Genomic DNA, 21,677 nt, shown 5'->3' with positions numbered 1-21,677 from the left:
CGGTACGGTCAAGCGACAATACCGCCAAATTTTATCAAAGACTTATCTCTTTTATGTCTGCGATTTTTAAAAATTCTTTGTAAATTTGTCCGATTAGCGCGATGCGATTTTTGCGAATTTGCTCATTATCAACGTTTATCATAACCTTATCAAAGAAGCCGTCAATCGCGCACTTTAATCCAAACAGGCTTTGCAAGCGCTCTTTATAAGGCTCATCTTTGCTTATAGCCTCTTTAAATTTCGCTTGAAGCTCTTTTTCGGCATTGTTTTCAAACAAGGCTTCATTCGCCAAGCCTATCTCTTCGTCTTTAATGATATTTGCAAGGCGTTTAAAGGTGCTGAAATTCTCTCTAAAATCACTCGCTGCACTAATTTCACTAAGCGCATTTATAGCTTCACACTGAGCTAATATATCCTTTTTCTCGCTTGCTATACAAGCTTTGATGATCGAAGGGTTGACGTCAAAAAACGTATAAAGCCTATCAAATATAAAATTTTCAAGCGTTTTTAGATCAAATTTCGCGTAATTTGGCGCAAGCGAGCTAAGAATTTCGCTCACGTTAAATTTAAGCCCTTCATTTAGCACGATCTTGATAATACCGTTTGCGGCGCGGCGCAAAGCGTATGGGTCTTTATTCCCGCTTGGAATTTTGCCTACGCTAAATAGCCCCATGAGCGTATCGATCTTTGCGCTCATCGCAACAACCGAGCTAAATATACCGCTTGGACACCGGCTATTTTCACCACTTGGCAGATACTGCTCGGATATCGCCAAACTTACCGCCTCACTCTCGCCCTTGGCCCTTGCGTAGTATCCGCCCATCACGCCTTGAAGCTCAGGAAATTCATAAACCATCTGCGTTGTCAAATCAGCCTTGCTAAGCATTACCGCTCTTTCAAGCAAATTCTCATAATGCTCGCCCACCTCGGTCTTGAGTCTATCTGCATAAATTTTAGCCAACTCATGAGCCACCTTAAGCTCTCTTAACTCTTTATCGTAAGTGCTTCCAAGTTCTTTTAGATATGTTATGTTTTTAAGCTTTTCAGGACTAAATTCAGCCGCCAAATCGCTTTGCCAAAAGAACATAGCATCGCTTAGTCTTGCGCGAAGCACTTTTTCGTTACCCTTTATAATAAGCGCATAGTCATCGCATATTGCGTTGCTTACCACTACGAAATGATTGCTTAGTTTGTCGTTTTTAAATACCGGGAAATAGCGTTGGTTTTCTTTCATGGAAGTAATAATAACCTCGCTTGGCACCTCTAAAAATTTTGCGTCAAACTCGCCAAGCAAAGCGGTCGGAAATTCCGTAATCGCCACAACCTCATCAAGCAAAGCCTCATCTATCTCTATGCTAAAGCCGCTTTCTTGTTCTATGTTCTTAAACTGAGCGAGAATTTTCTGCCTGCGAGCTTCTTGATCTAAAATCACGCCTATCTTATCCATGCTATCAAAGTATTCGCGAGCGTTTTTTACACTAAATTTCTCATAGCTAACGCTTCTGTGCTGATAGATGCTATTTGATGACGCCACGTCAAATTTATTAAACTCAACAACTTCACCGTCAAGCAGACAAAGAAACGATCTAATCGGACGGATAAACTCGAATTTGCCCTCTCCCCAGCGCATTGATTTGCCAAAATTTAGGCTTAGTAAAAATTTCTCTATCATATCGCCAAGTAGCTTTTTACTAGGTCTTCCTTCAACCGGCTTTTTATGATACAAAACTTCTTTTCCGTTTATCATCTCAAATTTCAGCTCGCTAATATCTATACCGCACTTTTTAGCAAAGCTAAGCGCAGCAGGCGTAAATTCGCCATCTTTCATCGCAACTTGCTTTGGAGCGCCTATAAATTCGGCAAATCCGTCAGGCTGCTTAATCGCAAATTCAGGATGATAAAAGACAATCCTTCTAGGTGTGTAATAAAACTCACACTCGCTTTTTAGGCTATTTTCAGCCAGCACCTCTTGCCATTTGGTCTTGATATTTCCCGCCTCTTTCAAAAACGGAATCGCCGGCAACTCTTCAACGCCGATTTCAATTAAAAGCTCTTTTTTCATAACTCACTCTCTTTAAATTTCATCTTTTTTATTAAGTTTTCTTTTTTCATTTTTATCTCTCATCTGCACGACAAATCCGCGCACCAAAAACACCATAAAAAGCACAAAAGCAACCAGTATCAAGCTATCAAGCAACGCCATCACTCGACCACCAACTGAATTTCGCCTTTATAAACCCCCACGCGCACGGCTTTAAATTCCGCATTTTTTGTATCGGCCAATTTGCCTTTAGGGCTATAAACCCTAACGCTTCCGTAAGGCGTGATGAGCCTGCCTTTTTTTATCTCGCCTGAAATGCTTTCTATCACGTCTCCGGCTCTGGCCTCATTTAGCCTGCTAGCACTTAGCATTTGCGTTTTGACATCGGCAAGCTTATCATGCATTTTAACCACTCTCATGGAATTTACTTCAAGAGCGCCTTTAAATTCGCCGATACTATTTACGACCACGTCCATTACGCTTCCGAGCAAATAGCTGTTATCAGGGTCATATACGTAAATTCCGCGTCCGTTTTGCGATATGATAAAGCCTTTTTTATCCTTGTATATGACACAAACTTTCTCAAGCTCATAAGGTGTTTTGCTTGGGTTGTTAAAAAGAGTGTCTATACTTGCTTTAGTAAATTCATTTGCCTTTTTGCCAATGCTAATTTTAAATCTAAGCGGAAAATGATCGGAATTTAGTCCCGCAATCTTTTCGCCGAATTTTGGCTTTGAATTAGCGAAATTTAGAGGTTTTACGACTTCAAAACTGCCATAAACATACTCTATACCTCTTTTATCAAACATACTTTTTGACATCACGACGTGATCAATCGGGCTTAAATTTATATGCGAATATCTTTCATCTTTTGGCAAAAACTCCCACAAATCGCTCATCTGCCTGCTAATCAGTATATCGTTTAGCAAAGATTTTTCTCCGTATGGAGTGTTAAAATCACCCAGCAAAATAGCGTTTTTATCCTCTTGTATAGCGTTTTTGAGCGTTCTAAAGGCTGTTTGTCTGCTTTTAAGCGAGTTTTTTTGCGCAGGCATATGATTTACATATACGCTAAAAACCTCGCCGTCAAGCTCAAAATCAACCATTACGATATCTCTTGTTTTTACGTTTGGCACTTTGAAAATTTGAGTTTTAAGCGGCTTTATTTTTGACAAAAGTCCAAGCCCTATAGGCGCTCTTTTATCCTTTGAAAAGGCAAAATACTTATACCCCGTCTGCCTCATAAGCTCTTTTAAAATTTCTTCATTTTCTATCTCTTGAAGCGCTATTATATCGGCATCAAGTCTTTTTATATCCTCTTTGATTCGGTCAAATTTGGCGTTTGCCTCTTTTAAATTCCATGCCGATTTACCGATTACGAAGTCTTTATACTCGCTTCCGTCGTTTTTAGCGTCAAAGAGATTTTCGACATTGTAAGTCGCTATGCTAAGCTCGCTAGCCAAAGCAAAAGCGGCAGCAACTAAAAAAAGTAAGAATTTTTTCAAATAGTGTTCCTTAAATCAAATTTATCGATATTTTGGCGTATTGCTTCGTATGTGATAATTCCTGCGCTCGTAGCCAAATTTAAGCTTCTTCCGAGCTTTCCCATAGGAATAGTTATAGCGTTAGCGAAATTTCTTTGCATAAGCTGCATAGGAAGCCCCGTACTCTCGCCTCCAAAAAAGATAAAATCCCCTTCTTTAAATTTAACGTCAAAATAAAATCTATCCGTCTTTGTCGTAGCGTAAAAAAACCTATCTTCAAATTTTGCATTTGAGCCCAAAAACTCATCCAAGCTCTCCCAAACGCTAAGCTTTAAATCCTTCCAGTAATCAAGTCCTGCTCGTCTAACGGCTTTTTCGCTTAGATCAAACACGGTTGGCTTAATGATGTGCAAATTCAAATTCGCATTGACGCACATTCTGCCGATAGAGCCTGTGTTTTGAGGAATTTGCGGACTTACAAGAACAATGTTAAACATTAAAAGACTATAACCTTATTTTTATGCACGAAAAGTCTATCTTCCAAAGCAAGATCAAGTGCTGCCGAAAGCACGTTTTTCTCGCAGCTTCTGCCTGCTTTTTGCATCTGTTGCCAGCTCATTTCGTGATTTACGCTAATAACGTCTTGAGCGATTATCGGACCCTCATCAAGATCGTCATTTACAAAATGCGCCGTAGCGCCGATGATCTTAACTCCTCTTTCATAAGCTTGCTTATAAGGATTTGCGCCGATAAATGCGGGCAAGAACGAATGATGTATGTTGATAATTTGCTTTGGATAACGCTTAACGAAATTTGGCGATAAAATTCTCATATATTTTGCCAAAACCGCATAATCAAATTTATACTTACTCATAGCCTCAAGCACCAATTCTTCGTGCTTATCGCGCTCTATACCGTCTGCGTTGATATAGTGAAACGGGATATCAAATCTGCTTACAAGCTCTTTTAAATTTTCACGATTTGCGATGACCGCAAGGATATTTGCATTTAGCTCGCCGCTATCGAATTTTATAAGCAGATCGCCGATACAATGCGCTTCCTTAGTCGCTAAGATAATGATATTTTTCTTGGTAGCCTCGATGCACTCTATGATAGCACCCTTTGGTAAAAACGCCTCAAGCGTGCCGACAAATTCGGCAGTCTTCACCTCTCCTGCAAGCGAAGCCCGCATGAAAAATCTATTGCTGTCATAATCGACAAATTCATTGTTCGTTTCGATATTAAGGTGATATTTAAAGACCACATCACAAATTCTATAAATCAAGCCCTTTTCGTCTTGACACTCAATTTTAAGTATGTATTTTTTCATCTAACCTCTTTTAAATAAGCTCTGATTTTAGCTAAATTGCGCTTTTATATCTATTAAATGGAGGTTTATTTTAAAAATTTAGCGAGCAAAATCTTTTAAAAATTCATCTACGGCTAGCCTTTGGCGCCTTAAAATTTCAGCCGCTATCCGCTCGTTTTTAAAGCCCTCTTTTATAACTGCTGCAGAGTCTATTTTGGCGTCAAATTTCTTATCATATACGCTAAATTTCTTAGCTCTTTTTACAAGACTGGCCGAATTTAGACCAAGCCACTCTTTAAGAGGCATTTTAAGAGAAATTTCCAAAAGTTCCTTATCGCTTACTCTGCGGCTAAAAAACGGCTGAGTAAAGCAAGCCTTAAAGCTATTTGGCAAATTTAGCTCCTTTAAAATTTGCTCTTTTAACTCAAACATACCTGCAAGCAGATACAAAAACTCTCGCTCATCTTTTTGAAATTTGATAGCGCTTGCTAGCTTTTTGATAAAATTATCAGCCTTATTGCGGCTTAAATTTAATCCAAAAAGAGCTTTAAAAAGCCCAAGCTTATATAGATATCTAGCTCCCAAATCTTGAAATTTGGCTCTAAAAAGCTTCATTAGCTCGCCTGATATCCTATCCTTGCTAAGATCGTCTATGCTAAGAGTTTTCATTAGTTTTAACGTCTTTGGTGCAACCATAAAATTTAGTCTAGCGCTAAACTGCACAGCCCTTAAAACCCTAAGACTATCTTCGCAAAATTTCTCATCATCGATATGTCTTAAAACACCCTTTTTAAGATCGCTCATCCCGCCGTTAAAGTCTAAAATTTCACCGCTAAAGATGTTTATCATCATGGAGTTTATAGTAAAATCCCTGCGCTTTGAAGCCTGCTTTTCGTCATTACAGTAACTTACTTCAAACGCCTTGTGCCCATCGCCTACTTTACTTTCGGTGCGAGGCAAGGATAGATCAAAATTTTCAAATTTATAGACAAAGTAGCTTTTCCCAACTCCGCTTGCGCCGTTTTCATTCATCAAAGCATCAAATTTAGCAGGCTCAATGTCATAAATTTCTATATCAAAGTCTGTTTTTTCGGGTTTAAATTTCGCTTTTAAGCCGGTAGCTCTAAGCTTGCCAAGAAGTATATCGCGCACAACTCCGCCTACCAGATATGCGCGACTCGTGTGAGGCGAGAGTATATCTCGCACTCTATTTAGTTCATTTAGTTTGGAGATTTTCAAGCCGATTTTCGACATTTGCAAGCACAAATTCCAAAAATTTTAGCGTAAGTTCAAGTCTGTCTTCTAAATTTTCCCTACTGGTTGCGTTTAGTCCTTCAAAAAGCACTAAAATTCGCTCTTTGAGATTGCGTAAAAATATCTCTTCGCCGTTTATCTCGCCGTTAATTTTACTCTCTTCTATGATTATGGGTTGCCTTGCAGGCTCTTTTGGCTCATGTTCTTTAGCGTTTTCAAGCTCTGCGGCAACCTCGTCGATAGCCATTTTTGCAATATCTTCAAGTTTCATATCTTAATCAGCCACCTTTTAAATTCATTTATCTCTTCGCTTGTTTTCATGTTTATAAAAAAATCCCGCATCTGCTCATTAACGCTCTTATCGCGTTTTCTAAGACCGCTAAGACGCTTGATGGCGTTTAGGGCGTCCTTATTATCAGGGCTTGCTTTAAGAATGTTTCTATAAACTAAAAGCGCGTCATCTTTAAGCCCTTGGGCCTCATATATCAAAGCTTCGGTTATAGTATTTTTCATCATGCGTCTATAAAATCAACTATAATTCCGCCCATTTCGCTTGTAGAGCAGACCTCTTTAGCGCCAAATTCGGCTATATCTTTTGTCCTATAGCCCTCTGCAAGTGCTTTTTGCACGGCATTTTCTATATCTTTTGCAGCCTCTTCTTCGCCAAATGAATATCTAAGCAGCATTGCGGCGCTTAATATCGTAGCGATAGGATTTGCTATGCCCTGCCCCGCGATATCGGGAGCCGATCCGTGGATAGGCTCGTAAATGCCTACCTTGCCGCCTATGCTCGCACTTGGAAGCAACCCTATCGAGCCTACTACCATGCTTGCCTCATCGCTTAATATATCGCCGAATAAATTTTCAGTAAGTATCACGTCAAATTGGCGCGGGTTTCTTACCATCTGCATAGCCGCGTTATCCACATACATAAAATCAAGCTTCACCTCAGGATAGCTCTTGGCAACTTCGGCAACCGTTTCGCGCCAAAGCTGGCTAGTCTCAAGTACGTTTGCCTTATCAACCATACAGACGTGTTTCTTGCGACTCATCGCCGCTTCAAAGGCAACCTTTGCTATGCGCTCAATTTCAGGTTTTGTGTATATCATGGTGTTAAAAGCGCTACCGTCTTTCTTCTCACGAGGCTGTCCAAAGTAAATTCCTCCAGTTAGCTCGCGAACTACTATAAAATCCACATTTTGAAGCACGCTTGGCTTAAGGGTGCTGGCATCCACAAGCTCGTCAAATACAAATGCAGGACGCAAATTTGCGTAAGCCCCTAGCTCTTTTCTAAGCTTTAAAAGTCCGCTTTCAGGTCGCAAATGGCGAGGCATATTATCCCATTTATCTCCGCCTATCGCTCCAAAAAGTACCGCATCGCTATTTAGCGCACCTTGCAGTGTAACATCAGGAAGCGGCTCTTTAAAAACATCAATCGCAGCTCCGCCCATTAAGAAAAACTCATAATTAAGCTCAAATCCGTGCTTTGCACTAACCACATCAAGAACCCTTACAGCCTCATCTACTATCTCAGGACCGATCCCGTCGCCTTTAATTACCGCAATATTATATCTCTTCATCATTTTCCTTGTAAATTTTTCTTCGCATATTCGATAAGTCCGCCGCTTTTTAAAAGCTCTTGCATAAATTCAGGTATCGGGCTAAATTTATACTCTTTTTTAGTGCTTAAATTTACTATCACGCCGCTATCAACGTCGATTTTAAGCTCATCGCCTTCGTTTATCTCGTCAGTCTCGCTTATCTCTAGTATCAAAAGACCCGTATTAAAGCTGTTTCTATAAAAAATTCTCGCATAAGATTTTGCTACTATGGCTCCTATGCCTGCCGCCTTAAGAGCCAAAGGAGCATGCTCTCTACTGCTTCCGCAACCGAAATTTTCGCCCGCTACTATAATGTCGCCGTTTGAAATTTTAGAACTAAATTTAGGATCGGCATCTTCCATTATGTGCTTTGCAAGTTCATTTTCGTCAGAGGTGTTTAGATAGCGTGCGGCGATGATGATATCGGTATCTATATTGTCGCCAAATTTCCAAACTTTACCTTGTTTCATATCAAACCTTATCGTTAAATTTTGTCTGATTTTAACAAAATAAAGCTAAATAATTCATCAAATATAATTAAGAATACCGAATAAAAGAGCTTTAAAAGCAATCTAAAAATCGCCTTTAAAGCCTTGAATAAGAAAGGATAAGCAAATTTATCTTTTTATGGAGCACTTGCCCATAAAATAGCATGCCGGGCAAAATCCCGTAAGCCCTACAACGATAGGAACAAGCCCTATCAAAGCCCAATAGCTTTTAAAAAAATACCATATCAAAGCCATCAACAAAATTCCAAAAATCACTCTTATAGCCCTACTTTTCGTGCTTAGCATTTTATGTCCTTTGTTTTAGTTTATTAGAATGATAGCTAAAAACAAATTTTTTATCTGTAACATTATCACTTAATTTTAATCCATAAAAAAACATAAAGCGTATAAAGATAATTTGCCTTTAAAAACAAATTTAAAGAGTGCTATCAAGCAGGTAAATTTTGCCTCTTTTTTGAGATATCGCTCCGCTTTTTTCCATCTCTTTTAATATCCTTGAAACGGCTTCACGCGCACTTCCAAGGTGATTTGCAAGCTCTTCGTGAGTGATGGTTATTTCGCCGTTTTTAGAATTTTCCATTAAAAAATTTTTAACCCTACTTACAAGAGGCGCAAAGAGAGCTTGCTCCATAACGCTTATGGCAGCGGCAAACCTGGCAGAAATCAGACTAAGAGCATGATTTAGCACGCTTGCATAGCTGCTTTTAATATCCTTAAAAATTTGAATCGGTATAAGTATCGCCTCGACGTCTTCTTGTATGCTAAGCATTATCTCGGTATCAAAAGAACTCATGGTGCAAGATGAACAAATAACGCAATTATCGCCGCTTTCAAGCTTAAATATCGTTATCTCCTTGAGATTTTGAGAGGTTATAAACGCCCTTAAAACACCGCTTTTTACTATGATGTAACCGCAGTTTTCATCTTTGCTATATATTAAAGCTCCCTTTTTAAGCCTCTTTGCAACTGCGCTTTCATAAATTTTCTTAGCGTCTGTTGGAGAAATTTCAAACCTGTTTATAAATTCATCATCTAAAATTTTTTTATCTTCTTTGCTTAGCATAACAATCCTTTGTGACAACGTCACTGAGAAATATAGCCATTATAGGTAATATTGCATAAAAATAAATTAAAAGGATTTTTATGAGCGAATTTCAAAATAAAAATGGTGCAATGAGTAAGATAAAGAACTTTCCGATTATGTTTTTTGCCGTTATTATGGGGCTTGGAGGGCTAAGTCTTGCTTACGAGAAGCTAAATTTGGTCTTTAGTCTATCAAATTTCGTATTTGAAATTTTAAGATCTATAACAAGTTTGGTTTTTATCCTTATCACCACTATTTATCTGATTAAATTTATAAAATTTAACGAGCAGGTTAGAGAGGAATTTGCCCATCCCATCAAGATAAATTTCTTTGCGGCATTTAGCATTTCGCTATTTTTGCTATCTGCGATGTGGCGTGAATTTGATCTTGTGCATCAAATTTTATTTTATTTTGCGCTTGCGATTCAAAGCTTTTTGACGCTTTACGTGGTTTCGTTCTGGATAAATAAAAACATGCTAATATCTCACTCAAATCCCGCTTGGTTCATCCCGATAGTCGGCAACCTCGTAGTAGTTATCGCAAGCAAAGAGTCTAGCTTGTTTTTGTGGTATTACTTTAGCGTGGGAATGTTTTTTTGGGTGGTTTTATTTACTATCGTTTTTTATCGCATTATCTTTCACGATCAGCTCGCGCAGAAATTTATCCCTACCCTTTTTATACTCATAGCTCCGCCTGCAGTAGGATTTTTAGGCTACTTGAAACTTACCGGCAATTTTGATACGACGGCTCAAATTTTATTAAACCTAACTCTATTTTTCGTGCTTCTTATACTTTTTATGTTTCGCAATTTTACAAAGCTAAATTTCTTCCTATCGTGGTGGGCATTTACCTTTCCTACCGCGGCTTCTAGCATGGCATTTTTAAGAGCATACGAACTAAGCGGCGAGCTGTTTTTTGCGATTTTAAGCGTGATTTTATTTATCTTGCTTGTATTTTTCATATGTTTAGTAAGCTATTTTACGATAAGAGCGATTATTAAAAATGAAATTTGCGTGATCGAACAGCCCTAGATGCTGAGCATCCAAACGCCCACCATACACATCAAAGAAGCGGTTGCTATCTCAAGTGCGCGCAAGTGGTTTATAAGTAATTTTTTAAGCATGCTTCCGCCAAGAGCGTAGATGTTTAGGCAGATAAACTCGATGAGAACCAGCAGAAACAAAAGCAAATAAGCCTCTATACCAAAAGGGTCGTTCGGGTTTAAAAAGGGCGGTAAAATCGCAGCTAAAAATATCCATGCTTTCGGGTTTGATATGCTTACTATGAGTCCTTTAATAAATAGCTCTTTGTGGTTTTTATCATTTTTCACGCTTTTAACGCTTAGTTTGCCGCGACTAAAAAAGAGCATAACGCCAAGATAGATGATATAAAGCGCACTACAAAATTTTAAAATTCTAAATGCCACTTCAAATTTAAGAAGCAAAGCTCCTGCACCAAATATACAAATAGAGGCTATAAATCCTACCGAAAAGAGCTGTCCAAGTAGCATAGCAAAAGAGCGCTTATAGCCTATGCTCATGCTAAGCCCCAAGATAAAGGTCATATTTATGCCCGGCATTAAGCTTATAGGAAAAAATGTGGCGACAAAAAGAAGATAGTTCAAGCAAAATGCCTTAATTTAAAAAATTAATTTTGAATTTTAAAAGAAAAAGGATAAATTTAAGATAAAAATTTAATAGGCGACACTGAATTTGCCGCCTATTAAAACTTAATGAGTAAGGAAAAATTCTTGAATTTTCGCTTTATCGTTAGTTGTCGCAAGACCAAGCATAAGTAGCACGCGAGCCTTTTGAACGTTTAGATTATCGCTTGTTACGAATCCGTATTTAGTGTCATCAACTTCGCCGTTCATGGTAGTCTCACCTGTACCTACACGAGAGTCTCTAACCACGACTACGCCGCCTTTTACCGCTTCACCTAGAGCCTCAAGAGCACTTGGGAATGGATTTCCGTTGCCCATACCGGCATTAATTATACCTTTTGCACCCATTTTAACTGCGGTATTTATAAAATCAGGATTGTCGTTTGAGTGGCTATAAATGATATCTACACGCGGAAGTTCTTTTATCTTAGCGATATCAAAGGCACTATTTACGGTATGCTTTCTAGCAGGGGTCATGTAGTATTTTACGTTGCCATAAAAGACGGTTCCAATTCTACCCGTATTTGGCGACTTAAAGGTATCAACGCTTGTCGTATTCATCTTAGTAACCTCTCTAGCAGCGTGAATTTCATCATTCATCACTACAACCACGCCTTTGCCTACGCTATCTTTGCTCATAGCTACATTTACGGCGTTAAACAAATTCAAAGGACCGTCTGCGCTTAGCGATGTCGAGTTTCTCATAGCGCCAACCATAACTATAGGCTTATCGCTCTTAACGACTAAATTTAAAAAGTACGCGGTCTCTTCCATGGTATCGGTTCCGTGTGTGATAACCACGCCGTCTGCTTTACCGCTTGATAGCAGCTCGTTTACTCTATTTGCAAGCTTTAGCCAAACCTCATTATTCATCTCTTGAGAGCCGATATTTGAAATTTGCTCTCCTTTGATCGTTGCGATCTTGTTGATATCAGGCACGGCGGCTATTAGTTTATCAACCGTTACGGTTCCTGAAGTATAGCTTGTATCAAGAGCTCCCGATCCGCTTCCCGCGATCGTTCCGCCTGTTGCTAAAATATAAATCGTAGGCTTTGCTAAAGCCATCGTAGCACTAAAAATCATCACGATAAACACCTTTAACGAAAAACGCATATTAAATCTCCTTTGAAGTTTAAGTTTCAAACCGACAAGATCTTGTATTTTGAAATTTCAGCTTGAATTATACACTTTAAACTATATAAAGTCAATTAATATTATTTTTTTATTATTTTTTAATTTTTCTACCAAATTCTCAAAAGAAACATATAAAGAGCCGTTGAAAAAACTATGCTTAAAAGCGCATTTTTAAATTTAAGATGAATTAATATAGCGCAAACAGCAGAAACGATCTCGCGTCCACCAAAAGGAAATTCCTTAAAATTGGTATCCTTAAGGGCGTAAAAGACCAAAATAACCATTATAAAAAGCCCCATATGTCGCTCAACGCTTAAAAGCCACTTGCTTGGCTTGTCTTTTTTAAATATCCAAAACGGCGTAACTCTGGTTAAAAACGTCGCAACCGTAGCGGTTAGCACAACCAACAACATAACAAACGAGCTTGAGTTTAAATTTATGCCTGAAGTTAAGATATCGCTCATTTTATCCTATCTGCTACGACAATAACCGTAAATCCAATAAAAAGCGATAACAAAAGCATATATGACGGCGGGAAAAACGCGGTTGCAAACACGCCCAGTCCAAGCGAAAAGAAAAGAAGCTTGTAGTTTTTATCATCCTTAAACATCTCGATAGCAAGGACGATAAAAAGCGCCGTTAGACAAAATTCAATCCCGCTATAATCAATCCTAATACCCTTGCCGACTAAAATTCCAAGCAGAGTGCCGACCGCCCAGTAAGTTTGAGTAAGCAAATTTATAAGCGTGTATGCCTTGTCTTTTTCATCTTGCGAATTTGTCTTAAGCGTCTTAAATATCGCAAAACTTTCATCGGTTAAGGCAAAGATGTTGTAGTATTTAAATTTAAGCCCCTTAAAGTCCTTTAAAAGGGCGAGCGAATAAAAAGTATGACGCAAATTTATAACATAACTTGCGATAAAAATTTCAACCAAACCCGTGCCGGCACTAAGCATCGATAGCAAGGCAAATTGCCCTGCTCCAGCATATACTATCAAGCTTAAAGCCATGGTCATAAGAGGAGCTACGCCTATATTTTCCGCAAGCAAGCCAAAGGCTATACCAAGCGGGATGAAGCCTAGCATAACGGGGATTGTGATCTTAAAAATAGTATAAAAGCTCAATATTCGCCTTGCGATTTAAAATTTAAGGCGAATATTACTCAAATTTTATTAAATTTTATAGTCCTTTTGAACTCTCGCCAAAATATATCGCATCAAACACCCAAATTCCAAGGATAAGCGCGATTATCAAGATAAGATATATCATGGCTTATCTCTTAAGATTATTTACGATTTGAAGCATATCATCGCTTGTCGTTATCGCCTTTGAATTGGCTTCATACGCACGCTGACCGGTGATAAGATCGGTCATCTCTTCAACCAACTGAACGTTACTCATCTCGACAAATCCTTGCTTGATCTGACCAAATGCGTCAAGTCCTGCCGTTCCTACTACCACATCGCCGCTTGAGCCTGTAGGAAGGTAGTTGTTATCGCCCATCGCGTGAAGCCCGCTTGGGTTTATAAAATTTGCAAGCTCTATCTGACCGATCTGTGTCATCTCGACATTGCCAGGCTGCAAGACCGAAACCGTGCCGTCCGTGCCTACCGAGATATGAGTAGCATCGGCAGGTATGCTCATCTGCGGGATCAAAGGATATCCGTCTGAATTTACTATCGTGCCTTCGCTATCAAGCTTAAAGGCTCCATTTCTGGTATAAGCCGTGGTGCCGTCAGGAAGTTGCACTTGAAAAAATCCATGCCCAGCAATAACCATATCAAGGTTATTGCTTGTTTCTTTAAAATGTCCTTGCGAGAAAATTTTAGTTATCGCCGTAGGGCGCACGCCAAGACCGACCTCTATGCCTGTAGGGCTTTTTGTCGTAGAGCTGGTCGAAGTGCCCGCATACTCCATTACCTGATACATAAGATCGGCAAATTCGGCTCTGTTTTTCTTATATCCCATCGTATTTACGTTTGAGATATTGTGTGAGGTTACGTCTATTTGGGTCTGCTGCGCTATCATGCCGGTTGCAGCTGAGTAAATCGATCTCATCATGGCTTATCCTTTTTGTTTTTGTCTTTTTTGTTTATAAATTTTAAAATTTTTAGCAAAATACGTTCCAAAAACTGATTAGAACGTAAATTTACTAGTTTAAATTTACGCCATAAATTTAGTAGCGTAAATTTATCTTAAACCTTAGTTGAAGCCAGCTTGCTGATAGCGTCTTGGTTAAGATCGTCCATATGGCTTCTCATCACTTTTTGATACATATCAACCAATCGGTTCGTCTCGATAAGCCCTACCATCTCGGTTACGGCATTTACGTTTGAAATTTGAGTATAGCCCTGAGCAACGGCATCAACATCATCGCCAAGATCTCTTAACTCCTTTAAATTCGGCAAAACATATAGATTATCACCCTCTTTTGTAAGATTTCTTATCTCTTTTGGTTGAGCCAGATAAAATCTTGCGATCTGCTCATCATTTGCGTAGATATTTCCGTTTTTATCCACACTTAACCTCTCGTCTTGCGGAATTTGTATCCCACCTGCTCCGCCTTCAAAATAGTTATTTGGAAGCACTTTAAAGCCCTCTTTTGTAACCAAAAATCCCTCATCATCAAGGCTAAAAGAGCCATTTTTAGTAAGTCTAACTTCTCCGGTTTTGGTTTCAACCAAGAAAAAAATATCCTCACGCTTTATGGCAAAGTCAAGCGTATTGCCCGTAAATTTCATCCCGCTATTACTAAAATCAACATACTGTTCTGAAATTTGAGGCACTCTATCAATAGTTCTATTTAAAAATTTAGCAGCCTGCTTTGTGTGATTTTCAAGCGGCAAAACATCTCTAAATTCCTGAAAAATTCTCTCAAAATCACCCACAACCACATCGTCACGCTTAAAGCCGATTGTGTTTATGTTTGCAAGGTTATTTGAGATGACATCAAGGCGGTTAAACTGCGTAACCATCGCGCCGGTAGCTTGATAATATCCGTTTTGCATTATAAAATTTCCTAAATTTTAATATCTCAAAAAAGATTAAGCAAGTTGTGTTCCAAACTATATTTTGGCAAAGATTAAGAAAATCTCGGTATAATACATACTTTTTACTTCAAACAACTACGGACGGCAAAGGAAGCTAATGAGCAGCGCAAAAAAAGAGACTTTATCCCTCGTTGAAGAGTTATTTAAAGAGAATTCCAAGGGCTACGTAACATACGAAAAACTTATCAAATTTTTTGAAAAGGCGCCTACAAGCGCGATCGCAAAAAAAGTAGAAGCCCTAGCTAAAACACACAAAATCAAACTAATAACAGCGGCTGAAATAGCTAAGATGAAAAACATCGAGGACGCTAAAAAGCGCAAAGAGGAGCGTGAAAAGCTTCAAGATGAAATCTTGGAAGACGAATTTGACCTTGCCAGCGAGAATGATCTGCTTGAGTGGTCACGCTCAGATAGTCCCGTGCGTATGTATCTACGCGAAATGGGGCAAATTTCGCTACTTACAAAAGACGAAGAGGTAGAAATAAGCAAAAAGATCGAGCTTGGCGAGGATATCATCATCGATGCCTTTTGCTCCGTGCCGTATCTGATTGATTTCATACTTGATTACAAAGAGCCGCTCATAAACCGTGAAAGAAGAGTCAAGGAACTATTTAAGAGCTTTGATGATGAAGATAACGGCGAAAACGAAGAAGAGGAGGAATTTGACGAAGAGGCGGAATTTGAAGAGGAAACCTCAAAAAAACCTTCTAAAAAAGAGGACAAAAGAGCCGAAAAGGTTATAGAGAGCTTCAAAGCGCTTGAAAAGGCTAAAAAAGACTGGATGAAAATGGCTAACAAACAAAGCGATGTCGAGCAAGAAGATGAACTTTTAGCAAAGCTAACATTAGCCTTTAAAAAGAAAATTCTAAAAGACAAGCTAATGGATCTAGGACCCACAAGCAAACTTATAAGCGAGATCGTAAAGTCGATGGAAACAGCCCTAAAGAGTGATGATGAGTTTGATAGGGAGCTTAAAAGACTTGAGTATAAACTTCCTATGTTTAGCGACGAACTTAAGAAAAATCACAAAAGCATCCTAAAAGATATCATAAAGCTTAGCAAGGAAGACATCATAGCTCGTGTGCCTGAAGCTACGATGGTTTCAACTTATGTAGAGATTAAAAAGCTATTTCAAACAAAAGAGGCTAGTAAGCAGGGATTTGACCTTGATCCTGTGCAGCTAAAAGAAATTTTAGAGCAGATCAAACGCGGTAAGAAAATTTCAGACGAGGCAAAAACAAGAATGGCCAAGTCAAACCTGCGTCTTGTGGTAAGTATCGCCAAGCGCTATACAAATCGCGGTTTGCCGTTTTTGGACCTCATCCAAGAAGGAAATATCGGTCTTATGAAAGCGGTTGATAAATTTGAGTATAAAAAAGGTTATAAATTTTCAACCTACGCCACATGGTGGATACGCCAAGCTATAAGCCGCGCGATAGCCGATCAAGCACGTACTATACGCATACCTATCCATATGATCGAGACTATAAACAGGATAAACAAGATAAACCGTAAATATCTTCAAGAAGAAGGCAAAGAGCCTGACGTAAGTGTGATCGCCAAAGAGGTTGGGCTAAGCGTAGATAAGGTTAAGCAGGTTATCAAGATCACAAAAGAGCCAATCAGCCTTGAAGCACCAATCGGTAACGAAGAAGACGGTAAATTTGGCGATTTTGTGGAGGATAGAAGCTCGCTAAGTCCTATGGATCATATACTTAAAAACGACCTTAAAGAGCAGATAGATGAGGTTCTTGATCAGCTTAACGAGCGCGAAAAAGCGGTTATCAGAATGAGATTTGGTTTGCTTGAAGATGAAAGCGATCGCACTCTTGAAGAGATCGGCAAAGAGCTAAACGTAACTCGCGAGCGTGTCCGTCAGATAGAAAGCTCGGCAATCAAAAAGCTAAAACATCCAAAAGTAGGACGCAAACTTAAAAACTACATTGAGGGCTAGTTGATACTAGCCTCTCACACTTTATATCTATACAAATTTCACATCAAAATTCGCCACTTTAGCTATCAATAAACTTAAACCAAATCTCATCTGTATACAAATTTCATTCTTGCGCTTTTATCTCAAACTTTCTTAAAATTTTAGCTTTTATATCAAATTTATTCATTATGATTTATAATATATAGTTTTATATTTTTAGTTTTAATTCCTTAAATTTAAAGCTTTATAAAATATATTTAAATAATTTAAAGGAGAAAATATGAGCAAATTTTTAAAGTTTGCATTAAGTCTTGCGCTTTGCGCTTCATCTTTATTTGCAGATCGCATCATCACCGATCAGCTTGGCAGAGATGTGACTCTTCCTGATGAGGTTAAGCGCATAATCGTGCTTCAGCACCAAAGTCTAAACGTGCTTAATCAAATAAACGCCATGGATAAAGTTGTAGGAGTGCTTGAAACTTGGGAAAAGACGCTTGGCAAGAACTATGCTCGCCTTGCTCCAAGCCTTAAAGATATGCCGACCCCGGGCGACTTAAAAGTCATAAACTACGAATCAGTTCTTAAACTAAAACCTGATGTCGTTATCGTAACAAACTACATCCCAAGCGAATATATCGCAAAAATGGAAGAGCTTAAGATACCAGTTGTTGGCATCAGCTTTTCAAAAAGAGAGGATAAAGAAAAAGATAAGCTAAATCCTACTCTTGAAGACGAAGCCAAAGCTTACACAGAAGGCTACTATGAAGGCGTTGAGATACTTGGCAAAGTGGCAAACCGCGAAAAAGAAGCGGCCAAGCTCATTAAATTTGTAAAAGATCAGCAAGCCTTCCTAAAAAGCAAAATGGATAGCTTAAAGATAGATAAAAAAGTTAGAATTTACATGGCAAATCCCGATCTTACCACCTACGGAAGCGGCAAATACACGGGAGTGCTGTTTGCAAGAGCGGGCGGAGAAAACGTAGCCGCAAAAGATATCAAAGGATATAAGCAAATTGCAGCTGAAAATTTAATCGCTTATAATCCCGACATGATATTTGTCCAAGAGCGCTATCCGCAAGTCCCAAACGAGCTTAAGTCAAACCCTCAGCTTGCAAACGTAGCGGCTATCAAGATGGATAAAATTTACATGATGCCTGAATTTGCCAAAGCTTGGGGCTATCCTACGGCAGAAGCTTTGGCGCTTGGCGAGGAGTGGCTGGCTATAAGGCTATATCCTGAGCATTTTAAAGGCGTGGATTTTGATAAGAAAGTTGAGGAGTTTTATCAAAAATTCTACCGCACATCATACTCTAAATGAGACTTTCCACTCTCATCGCCATTTGGATTATAACCTGCCTCGTCTCGCTTGGAATGGGGCACTATCACATCGATTTTAGAGAAGTTTTAAGCATTTTAATAAGTAGTAGCGATAATGAAACGGCTAAAAGCGTTATTTGGGGTATTAGAGTGCCTAGAATTTTGCTCTCAAGCCTTTGCGGCGGAGTTTTAGCGCTTGCCGGACTTAGCTTGCAAGCCGTTTTTAAAAACCCGCTCGTAGGCCCTCATATCGTAGGAGTTAGCACCGCAGCGGCATTTGGCGGAGCGCTTTGTATACTTATAGGTTTTGGCTCGTTTTACATCGTAGGCTTTGCCTTTTTCTTTGGAATTTTAGCTCTTTTAGCGCTATTTTTCCTAGCTAAATTTGTCTCTAAAGCAGACATCTTCTCACTCATCTTAGCAGGTATCGTCATAAACGGCGTATTTGCCGCACTTACAAGCTTAGTGCAGTATCTTGCCGATAACGAAGAGGTATTACCAAACATCATCTACTGGCTACTTGGAAGCTTCGTAAGCGCAAACTACGATAAGCTCACGCTTTTAGCCGTTATCAGCCTGCCTTGCGCGACACTTTTGATCATGCTTAGATACAGGTTTAACCTGCTTAACCTAAACGATGATGATCTTAAAGTTTTAGGCGTAAATATCACGCTTCTTCGCTCGTTTATACTGATTCTTTGCACTCTTCTTATCGCCGTGCAGGTAAGTGTAAGCGGAAATATCGGCTGGATCGGACTTGTCGTGCCTCACATCGCAAGGCTCATATGCGGAAGCGACCACACTCGCTCGATGCCCGCTTGCTTCGTTATAGGAGCTATATTTATGCTGTTTGTAGATGACTTAGCCAGAAGCATAAGCAGCGCGGAAGTGCCTCTTAGCATACTTTCAGCACTCATCGGAAGTCCCGTTTTTGCGATACTCTTAAAAAGGAGCGCGTCAAATGCAAAATCTGCTTGAGATAAAAGATGCGGGATTTTACTACGAGGAGCAAAAATTTCTCTTTCGCAGGCTAAATTTTGCCCTTGCTAAAGGCGAAACTCTAGCGATACTTGGACTAAACGGGCAAGGCAAAAGCACGCTTATGTTTTGCATGATGGGAGTTTTAAAGCTCAAAGAGGGCGAGGTAAAAACGCAGGCTAAATTTGCTTTTTTACCGCAAAATTTCAGTGTTGCGTTTGACTATAGCGTGCTTGATATAGTTTTGATGGGGCGGATTCGTGAAATTTTGCTTTTTTCAAAGCCGAGCAAAGAGGATGTTAAAATTTGCGAAGATGCGCTTCATAGCTTAGAAATTTTACATCTTAAAAATAAAAGTTTTAACTCCCTTTCAGGCGGACAAAAGCAGCTTGTCCTCTTTGCTAGAGCGATTGCCAGCAGAAGCGAAGTGATGTTTTTAGACGAGCCTGCAAGCGCACTTGATCTAAAAAACCAAGATAGGGTTTTAACGCTGATTCGTAATTTAAAAGAGCAAAGCAATGCAAGTATCGTCTTTACCACTCATCAGCCAAACCACGCTCTAGCCGTAGCTGACAGCACTCTCATCCTTAAAAACGACCTTAGCTACGTCTTTGGCAAAAGCAGTGAGGTGCTAAATAAAGAGAATTTAAGCTCGCTTTATGATGTGGATATAAGAGGTGTTAAATTTGATATAGAGAGCAAGCAAATACCAAGTATAACGCAAATTTTTAGCACACAGAAGTAAAATTTAAGTATAATTACGCCAAGTTGTATCAATTTAGGAGAGTTTAATGTATGATAATGAAATTTTAGTTGAGCAAGATGAGAGGCTAGCAAAGGCTAAAAAAGACGGGCTTATATCAAGCGCTATTATGTTTGCTAGCTTAGCAGTGCCGTTTTTAATCGGATTTTTCATCAAAATCGAATATCCAAGTTCAAGACTCGCCTTGAATGTGATACTACTTATCGTCTCTATCGCCGGTGTTGTGTATATGTGGAACGCCCTAAAAGCTATTCAAGAAATATCTCAAAACGAGGTATTTGAGATATTTAAAAAGAGTATTATGGCGACATTTATCATTGTGGGTTTAGCCGCCCTAATGCTCTTTGCCAAAAACAACGAAACGATTTTTAGCGTCTTAGGATTGATGGCGCTGCTAGTATTTATATATGTCGGGGTAGCGTGGTTTAGGATAAATTTAAGACTAGCCAAAATAACGCAAAACGGACTTTTTAAAACATACATTTTCGTATCTATTATTTGTTTTGTAGCGGTGCTGTTTTTAAGAGCTTTACCAAGTTTTGGTCTATCGCTTTCACTACAAACACTAATATTGCTTTATATGGCATCAGAGATAATAACTATAATCCCGCTACTGGTGCAAATTTTTGCGTGGCGAAAAGTAGAAAAAGTAATCAGAGATATTTAGCTATCTCTGATTATCAAAATTTAGCTTGAAGCGTTAAACTAACCTTTCATCTTGGAAAAATTATCATTTTTCAAATTCGCTTCCATCAGCCTTATCTCCTCTTCGCCGCTTCTTACAATATCAGAGTCGCATTCAAAATTCTTCGCGTCTATCTTCTTTGGATATTCGACATTTGCCAAAATATGCCTAAATATATTTATCCGCGCGTGCTTTTTGCTATCAGATGATACTATCGTCCAAGGACAAGCGGGAGTATTTGAAGCAAGCAGCATGGAGTATTTGGCGATGGTGTATTGATCCCAGAGTTCTTGGCTTTTAGCATCTACCGGAGAAATTTTAAACTGCTTAAGCGGATCGGTAAGGCGCTCTTTGAAGCGTTTTTTCTGCTCCTCTTTTGAAACCGACAGGTAAAATTTAAAGAAAATTATGCCTGAGTTTTTTATCATCTCTTCAAATTTTGGCACCTCACGCAAGAATTCTTTATGCTCTTCTTGTGTGCAAAATCCCATCACAGGCTCAACTCCGGCTCTATTGTACCACGAGCGGTCAAATATCACGATCTCTCCGGCACTTGGAAGGTGCGCCACATACCGCTGAAAGTACCACTGTGAGCGCTCTACGTCGCTTGGCTTTTCAAGTGCTACTATGCGACATCCGCGCGGGTTTAGATGCTCGGTTAGGCGCTTTATGCTTCCGCCCTTTCCTGCCGCGTCACGCCCCTCAACGATAATAAGCACTCTTAAACCCTGCTCTTTTACATGGTTTTGAAATTTCAAAAGCTCTATCTGAAGCTTTCTAAGCTCGTGTTCGTAATCAAATTTAGCCTTTTTATCGTCTTTTTTGTTTTTTGACATAAAATTTCCTTAAATAAATTTCATATCTTAAATGCTA

The 21,677-nt window shown here is 39.1% G+C and carries 25 protein-coding genes; 6 read left to right on the top strand and 19 right to left on the bottom strand.

Annotated features, from left to right (window positions below; translation table 11 throughout):
• Positions 1 to 34: 34 nt before the first annotated feature.
• The 12 genes from glyS to ACHJH3_RS05710 all read right to left on the bottom strand — a co-directional run bounded on the left by glyS (position 35) and on the right by ACHJH3_RS05710 (position 9,261).
• Positions 35 to 2,062: a glycine--tRNA ligase subunit beta gene (gene glyS / locus ACHJH3_RS05765; RefSeq protein ID WP_407063962.1), complete on the bottom strand. Its 2,028-nt coding sequence runs from the start codon at positions 2,060 to 2,062 to the stop codon at positions 35 to 37.
• Positions 2,063 to 2,074: 12 nt separating this feature from the next.
• Positions 2,075 to 2,203, bottom strand: a complete 129-nt coding sequence (locus ACHJH3_RS05760) for a hypothetical protein (protein WP_283956684.1) — start codon at positions 2,201 to 2,203, stop codon at positions 2,075 to 2,077.
• The gene (locus ACHJH3_RS05755) at positions 2,203 to 3,546 is read right to left on the bottom strand and encodes an endonuclease/exonuclease/phosphatase family protein (RefSeq protein WP_407063961.1); all 1,344 of its coding nucleotides are present in this window, start codon (positions 3,544 to 3,546) and stop codon (positions 2,203 to 2,205) included. Before ACHJH3_RS05755 ends, ACHJH3_RS05760 begins: the two co-directional genes overlap by 1 nt.
• Positions 3,543 to 4,022, bottom strand: a complete 480-nt coding sequence (locus tag ACHJH3_RS05750) for a tRNA (cytidine(34)-2'-O)-methyltransferase (RefSeq protein WP_407063960.1) — start codon at positions 4,020 to 4,022, stop codon at positions 3,543 to 3,545. Before ACHJH3_RS05750 ends, ACHJH3_RS05755 begins: the two co-directional genes overlap by 4 nt.
• Entirely contained in the window at positions 4,022 to 4,855 is an 834-nt protein-coding gene (gene purU / locus ACHJH3_RS05745; protein WP_407063959.1) for a formyltetrahydrofolate deformylase, read from the bottom strand. The genes ACHJH3_RS05750 and purU overlap by 1 nt, the downstream gene beginning before the upstream one ends.
• A gap of 78 nt (positions 4,856 to 4,933) precedes the next feature.
• Positions 4,934 to 6,088 (bottom strand): tRNA nucleotidyltransferase/poly(A) polymerase family protein, encoded by a 1,155-nt coding sequence (locus ACHJH3_RS05740; protein ID WP_407063958.1) that lies wholly within the window; start codon positions 6,086 to 6,088, stop codon positions 4,934 to 4,936.
• A complete protein-coding gene (locus ACHJH3_RS05735) occupies positions 6,051 to 6,359 on the bottom strand; it encodes a CiaD-like domain-containing protein (RefSeq protein ID WP_407063957.1) in 309 nt (102 codons plus the stop codon). The genes ACHJH3_RS05740 and ACHJH3_RS05735 overlap by 38 nt, the downstream gene beginning before the upstream one ends.
• On the bottom strand, positions 6,356 to 6,601 hold the full coding sequence (locus tag ACHJH3_RS05730) for a hypothetical protein (RefSeq protein ID WP_169943074.1): 246 nt from the start codon (positions 6,599 to 6,601) through the stop codon (positions 6,356 to 6,358). The genes ACHJH3_RS05735 and ACHJH3_RS05730 overlap by 4 nt, the downstream gene beginning before the upstream one ends.
• Positions 6,601 to 7,668 (bottom strand): 3-isopropylmalate dehydrogenase, encoded by a 1,068-nt coding sequence (gene leuB / locus ACHJH3_RS05725; protein WP_173031218.1) that lies wholly within the window; start codon positions 7,666 to 7,668, stop codon positions 6,601 to 6,603. The genes ACHJH3_RS05730 and leuB overlap by 1 nt, the downstream gene beginning before the upstream one ends.
• On the bottom strand, positions 7,668 to 8,159 hold the full coding sequence (locus tag ACHJH3_RS05720; protein ID WP_407063956.1) for a 3-isopropylmalate dehydratase small subunit: 492 nt from the start codon (positions 8,157 to 8,159) through the stop codon (positions 7,668 to 7,670). The genes leuB and ACHJH3_RS05720 overlap by 1 nt, the downstream gene beginning before the upstream one ends.
• A 147-nt stretch (positions 8,160 to 8,306) precedes the next feature.
• Complete coding sequence (locus ACHJH3_RS05715; RefSeq protein WP_407063955.1) at positions 8,307 to 8,483, bottom strand: YgaP family membrane protein; 177 nt, start codon at positions 8,481 to 8,483, stop codon at positions 8,307 to 8,309.
• A gap of 130 nt (positions 8,484 to 8,613) precedes the next feature.
• Positions 8,614 to 9,261 carry a Crp/Fnr family transcriptional regulator gene (locus ACHJH3_RS05710; protein WP_407063954.1) on the bottom strand — a complete coding sequence of 216 codons (648 nt, stop codon included), beginning with the start codon at positions 9,259 to 9,261 and terminating at the stop codon, positions 8,614 to 8,616.
• Positions 9,262 to 9,341: 80 nt separating this feature from the next.
• On the opposite strand from ACHJH3_RS05710, the gene ACHJH3_RS05705 reads away from it, so the two are divergent.
• Entirely contained in the window at positions 9,342 to 10,313 is a 972-nt protein-coding gene (locus tag ACHJH3_RS05705) for an SLAC1 anion channel family protein (protein WP_407063953.1), read from the top strand.
• Here the strand turns inward: ACHJH3_RS05705 and ACHJH3_RS05700 are convergent.
• From ACHJH3_RS05700 to ACHJH3_RS05675, 6 genes are all read right to left on the bottom strand, one after another.
• Positions 10,310 to 10,906, bottom strand: a complete 597-nt coding sequence (locus tag ACHJH3_RS05700; protein WP_407063952.1) for a LysE family translocator — start codon at positions 10,904 to 10,906, stop codon at positions 10,310 to 10,312. The genes ACHJH3_RS05705 and ACHJH3_RS05700 overlap by 4 nt on opposite strands.
• Before the next feature lie 105 nt (positions 10,907 to 11,011).
• On the bottom strand, positions 11,012 to 12,058 hold the full coding sequence (locus ACHJH3_RS05695; RefSeq protein WP_407063951.1) for a type II asparaginase: 1,047 nt from the start codon (positions 12,056 to 12,058) through the stop codon (positions 11,012 to 11,014).
• Between the two features lie 128 nt (positions 12,059 to 12,186).
• Positions 12,187 to 12,543: a branched-chain amino acid transporter permease gene (locus tag ACHJH3_RS05690; RefSeq protein WP_407063950.1), complete on the bottom strand. Its 357-nt coding sequence runs from the start codon at positions 12,541 to 12,543 to the stop codon at positions 12,187 to 12,189.
• On the bottom strand, positions 12,540 to 13,202 hold the full coding sequence (locus tag ACHJH3_RS05685; protein WP_407063949.1) for an AzlC family ABC transporter permease: 663 nt from the start codon (positions 13,200 to 13,202) through the stop codon (positions 12,540 to 12,542). Before ACHJH3_RS05685 ends, ACHJH3_RS05690 begins: the two co-directional genes overlap by 4 nt.
• 148 nt (positions 13,203 to 13,350) lie before the next feature.
• Entirely contained in the window at positions 13,351 to 14,139 is a 789-nt protein-coding gene (gene flgG, locus ACHJH3_RS05680; RefSeq protein ID WP_407063948.1) for a flagellar basal-body rod protein FlgG, read from the bottom strand.
• A 134-nt stretch (positions 14,140 to 14,273) separates the two neighbouring features.
• Positions 14,274 to 15,086, bottom strand: a complete 813-nt coding sequence (locus ACHJH3_RS05675; protein WP_407063947.1) for a flagellar hook-basal body protein — start codon at positions 15,084 to 15,086, stop codon at positions 14,274 to 14,276.
• A gap of 139 nt (positions 15,087 to 15,225) precedes the next feature.
• Between ACHJH3_RS05675 and rpoD the strand changes: the two genes are divergently transcribed.
• The 5 genes from rpoD (at position 15,226) to ACHJH3_RS05650 (ending at position 20,786) form a co-directional block, all read left to right on the top strand.
• The gene (rpoD, locus tag ACHJH3_RS05670; protein WP_407063946.1) at positions 15,226 to 17,082 is read left to right on the top strand and encodes an RNA polymerase sigma factor RpoD; all 1,857 of its coding nucleotides are present in this window, start codon (positions 15,226 to 15,228) and stop codon (positions 17,080 to 17,082) included.
• A gap of 259 nt (positions 17,083 to 17,341) precedes the next feature.
• Entirely contained in the window at positions 17,342 to 18,379 is a 1,038-nt protein-coding gene (locus ACHJH3_RS05665) for an ABC transporter substrate-binding protein (protein WP_407063945.1), read from the top strand.
• Positions 18,376 to 19,356 carry a FecCD family ABC transporter permease gene (locus ACHJH3_RS05660; RefSeq protein WP_407063944.1) on the top strand — a complete coding sequence of 327 codons (981 nt, stop codon included), beginning with the start codon at positions 18,376 to 18,378 and terminating at the stop codon, positions 19,354 to 19,356. Before ACHJH3_RS05665 ends, ACHJH3_RS05660 begins: the two co-directional genes overlap by 4 nt.
• Entirely contained in the window at positions 19,340 to 20,101 is a 762-nt protein-coding gene (locus ACHJH3_RS05655) for an ABC transporter ATP-binding protein (RefSeq protein WP_407063943.1), read from the top strand. Before ACHJH3_RS05660 ends, ACHJH3_RS05655 begins: the two co-directional genes overlap by 17 nt.
• Positions 20,102 to 20,147: 46 nt before the next feature.
• The gene (locus ACHJH3_RS05650) at positions 20,148 to 20,786 is read left to right on the top strand and encodes a hypothetical protein (RefSeq protein WP_407063942.1); all 639 of its coding nucleotides are present in this window, start codon (positions 20,148 to 20,150) and stop codon (positions 20,784 to 20,786) included.
• A gap of 38 nt (positions 20,787 to 20,824) precedes the next feature.
• Here the strand turns inward: ACHJH3_RS05650 and ppk2 are convergent, their stop codons facing one another.
• A complete protein-coding gene (gene ppk2, locus ACHJH3_RS05645) occupies positions 20,825 to 21,640 on the bottom strand; it encodes a polyphosphate kinase 2 (RefSeq protein WP_407063941.1) in 816 nt (271 codons plus the stop codon).
• Positions 21,641 to 21,677 lie beyond the last annotated feature (37 nt).

This window comes from Campylobacter canis, assembly GCF_045504005.1.
Classification (GTDB): domain Bacteria; phylum Campylobacterota; class Campylobacteria; order Campylobacterales; family Campylobacteraceae; genus Campylobacter_A; species Campylobacter_A canis.
This window is presented reverse-complemented; position numbering and strand designations above follow the sequence as displayed.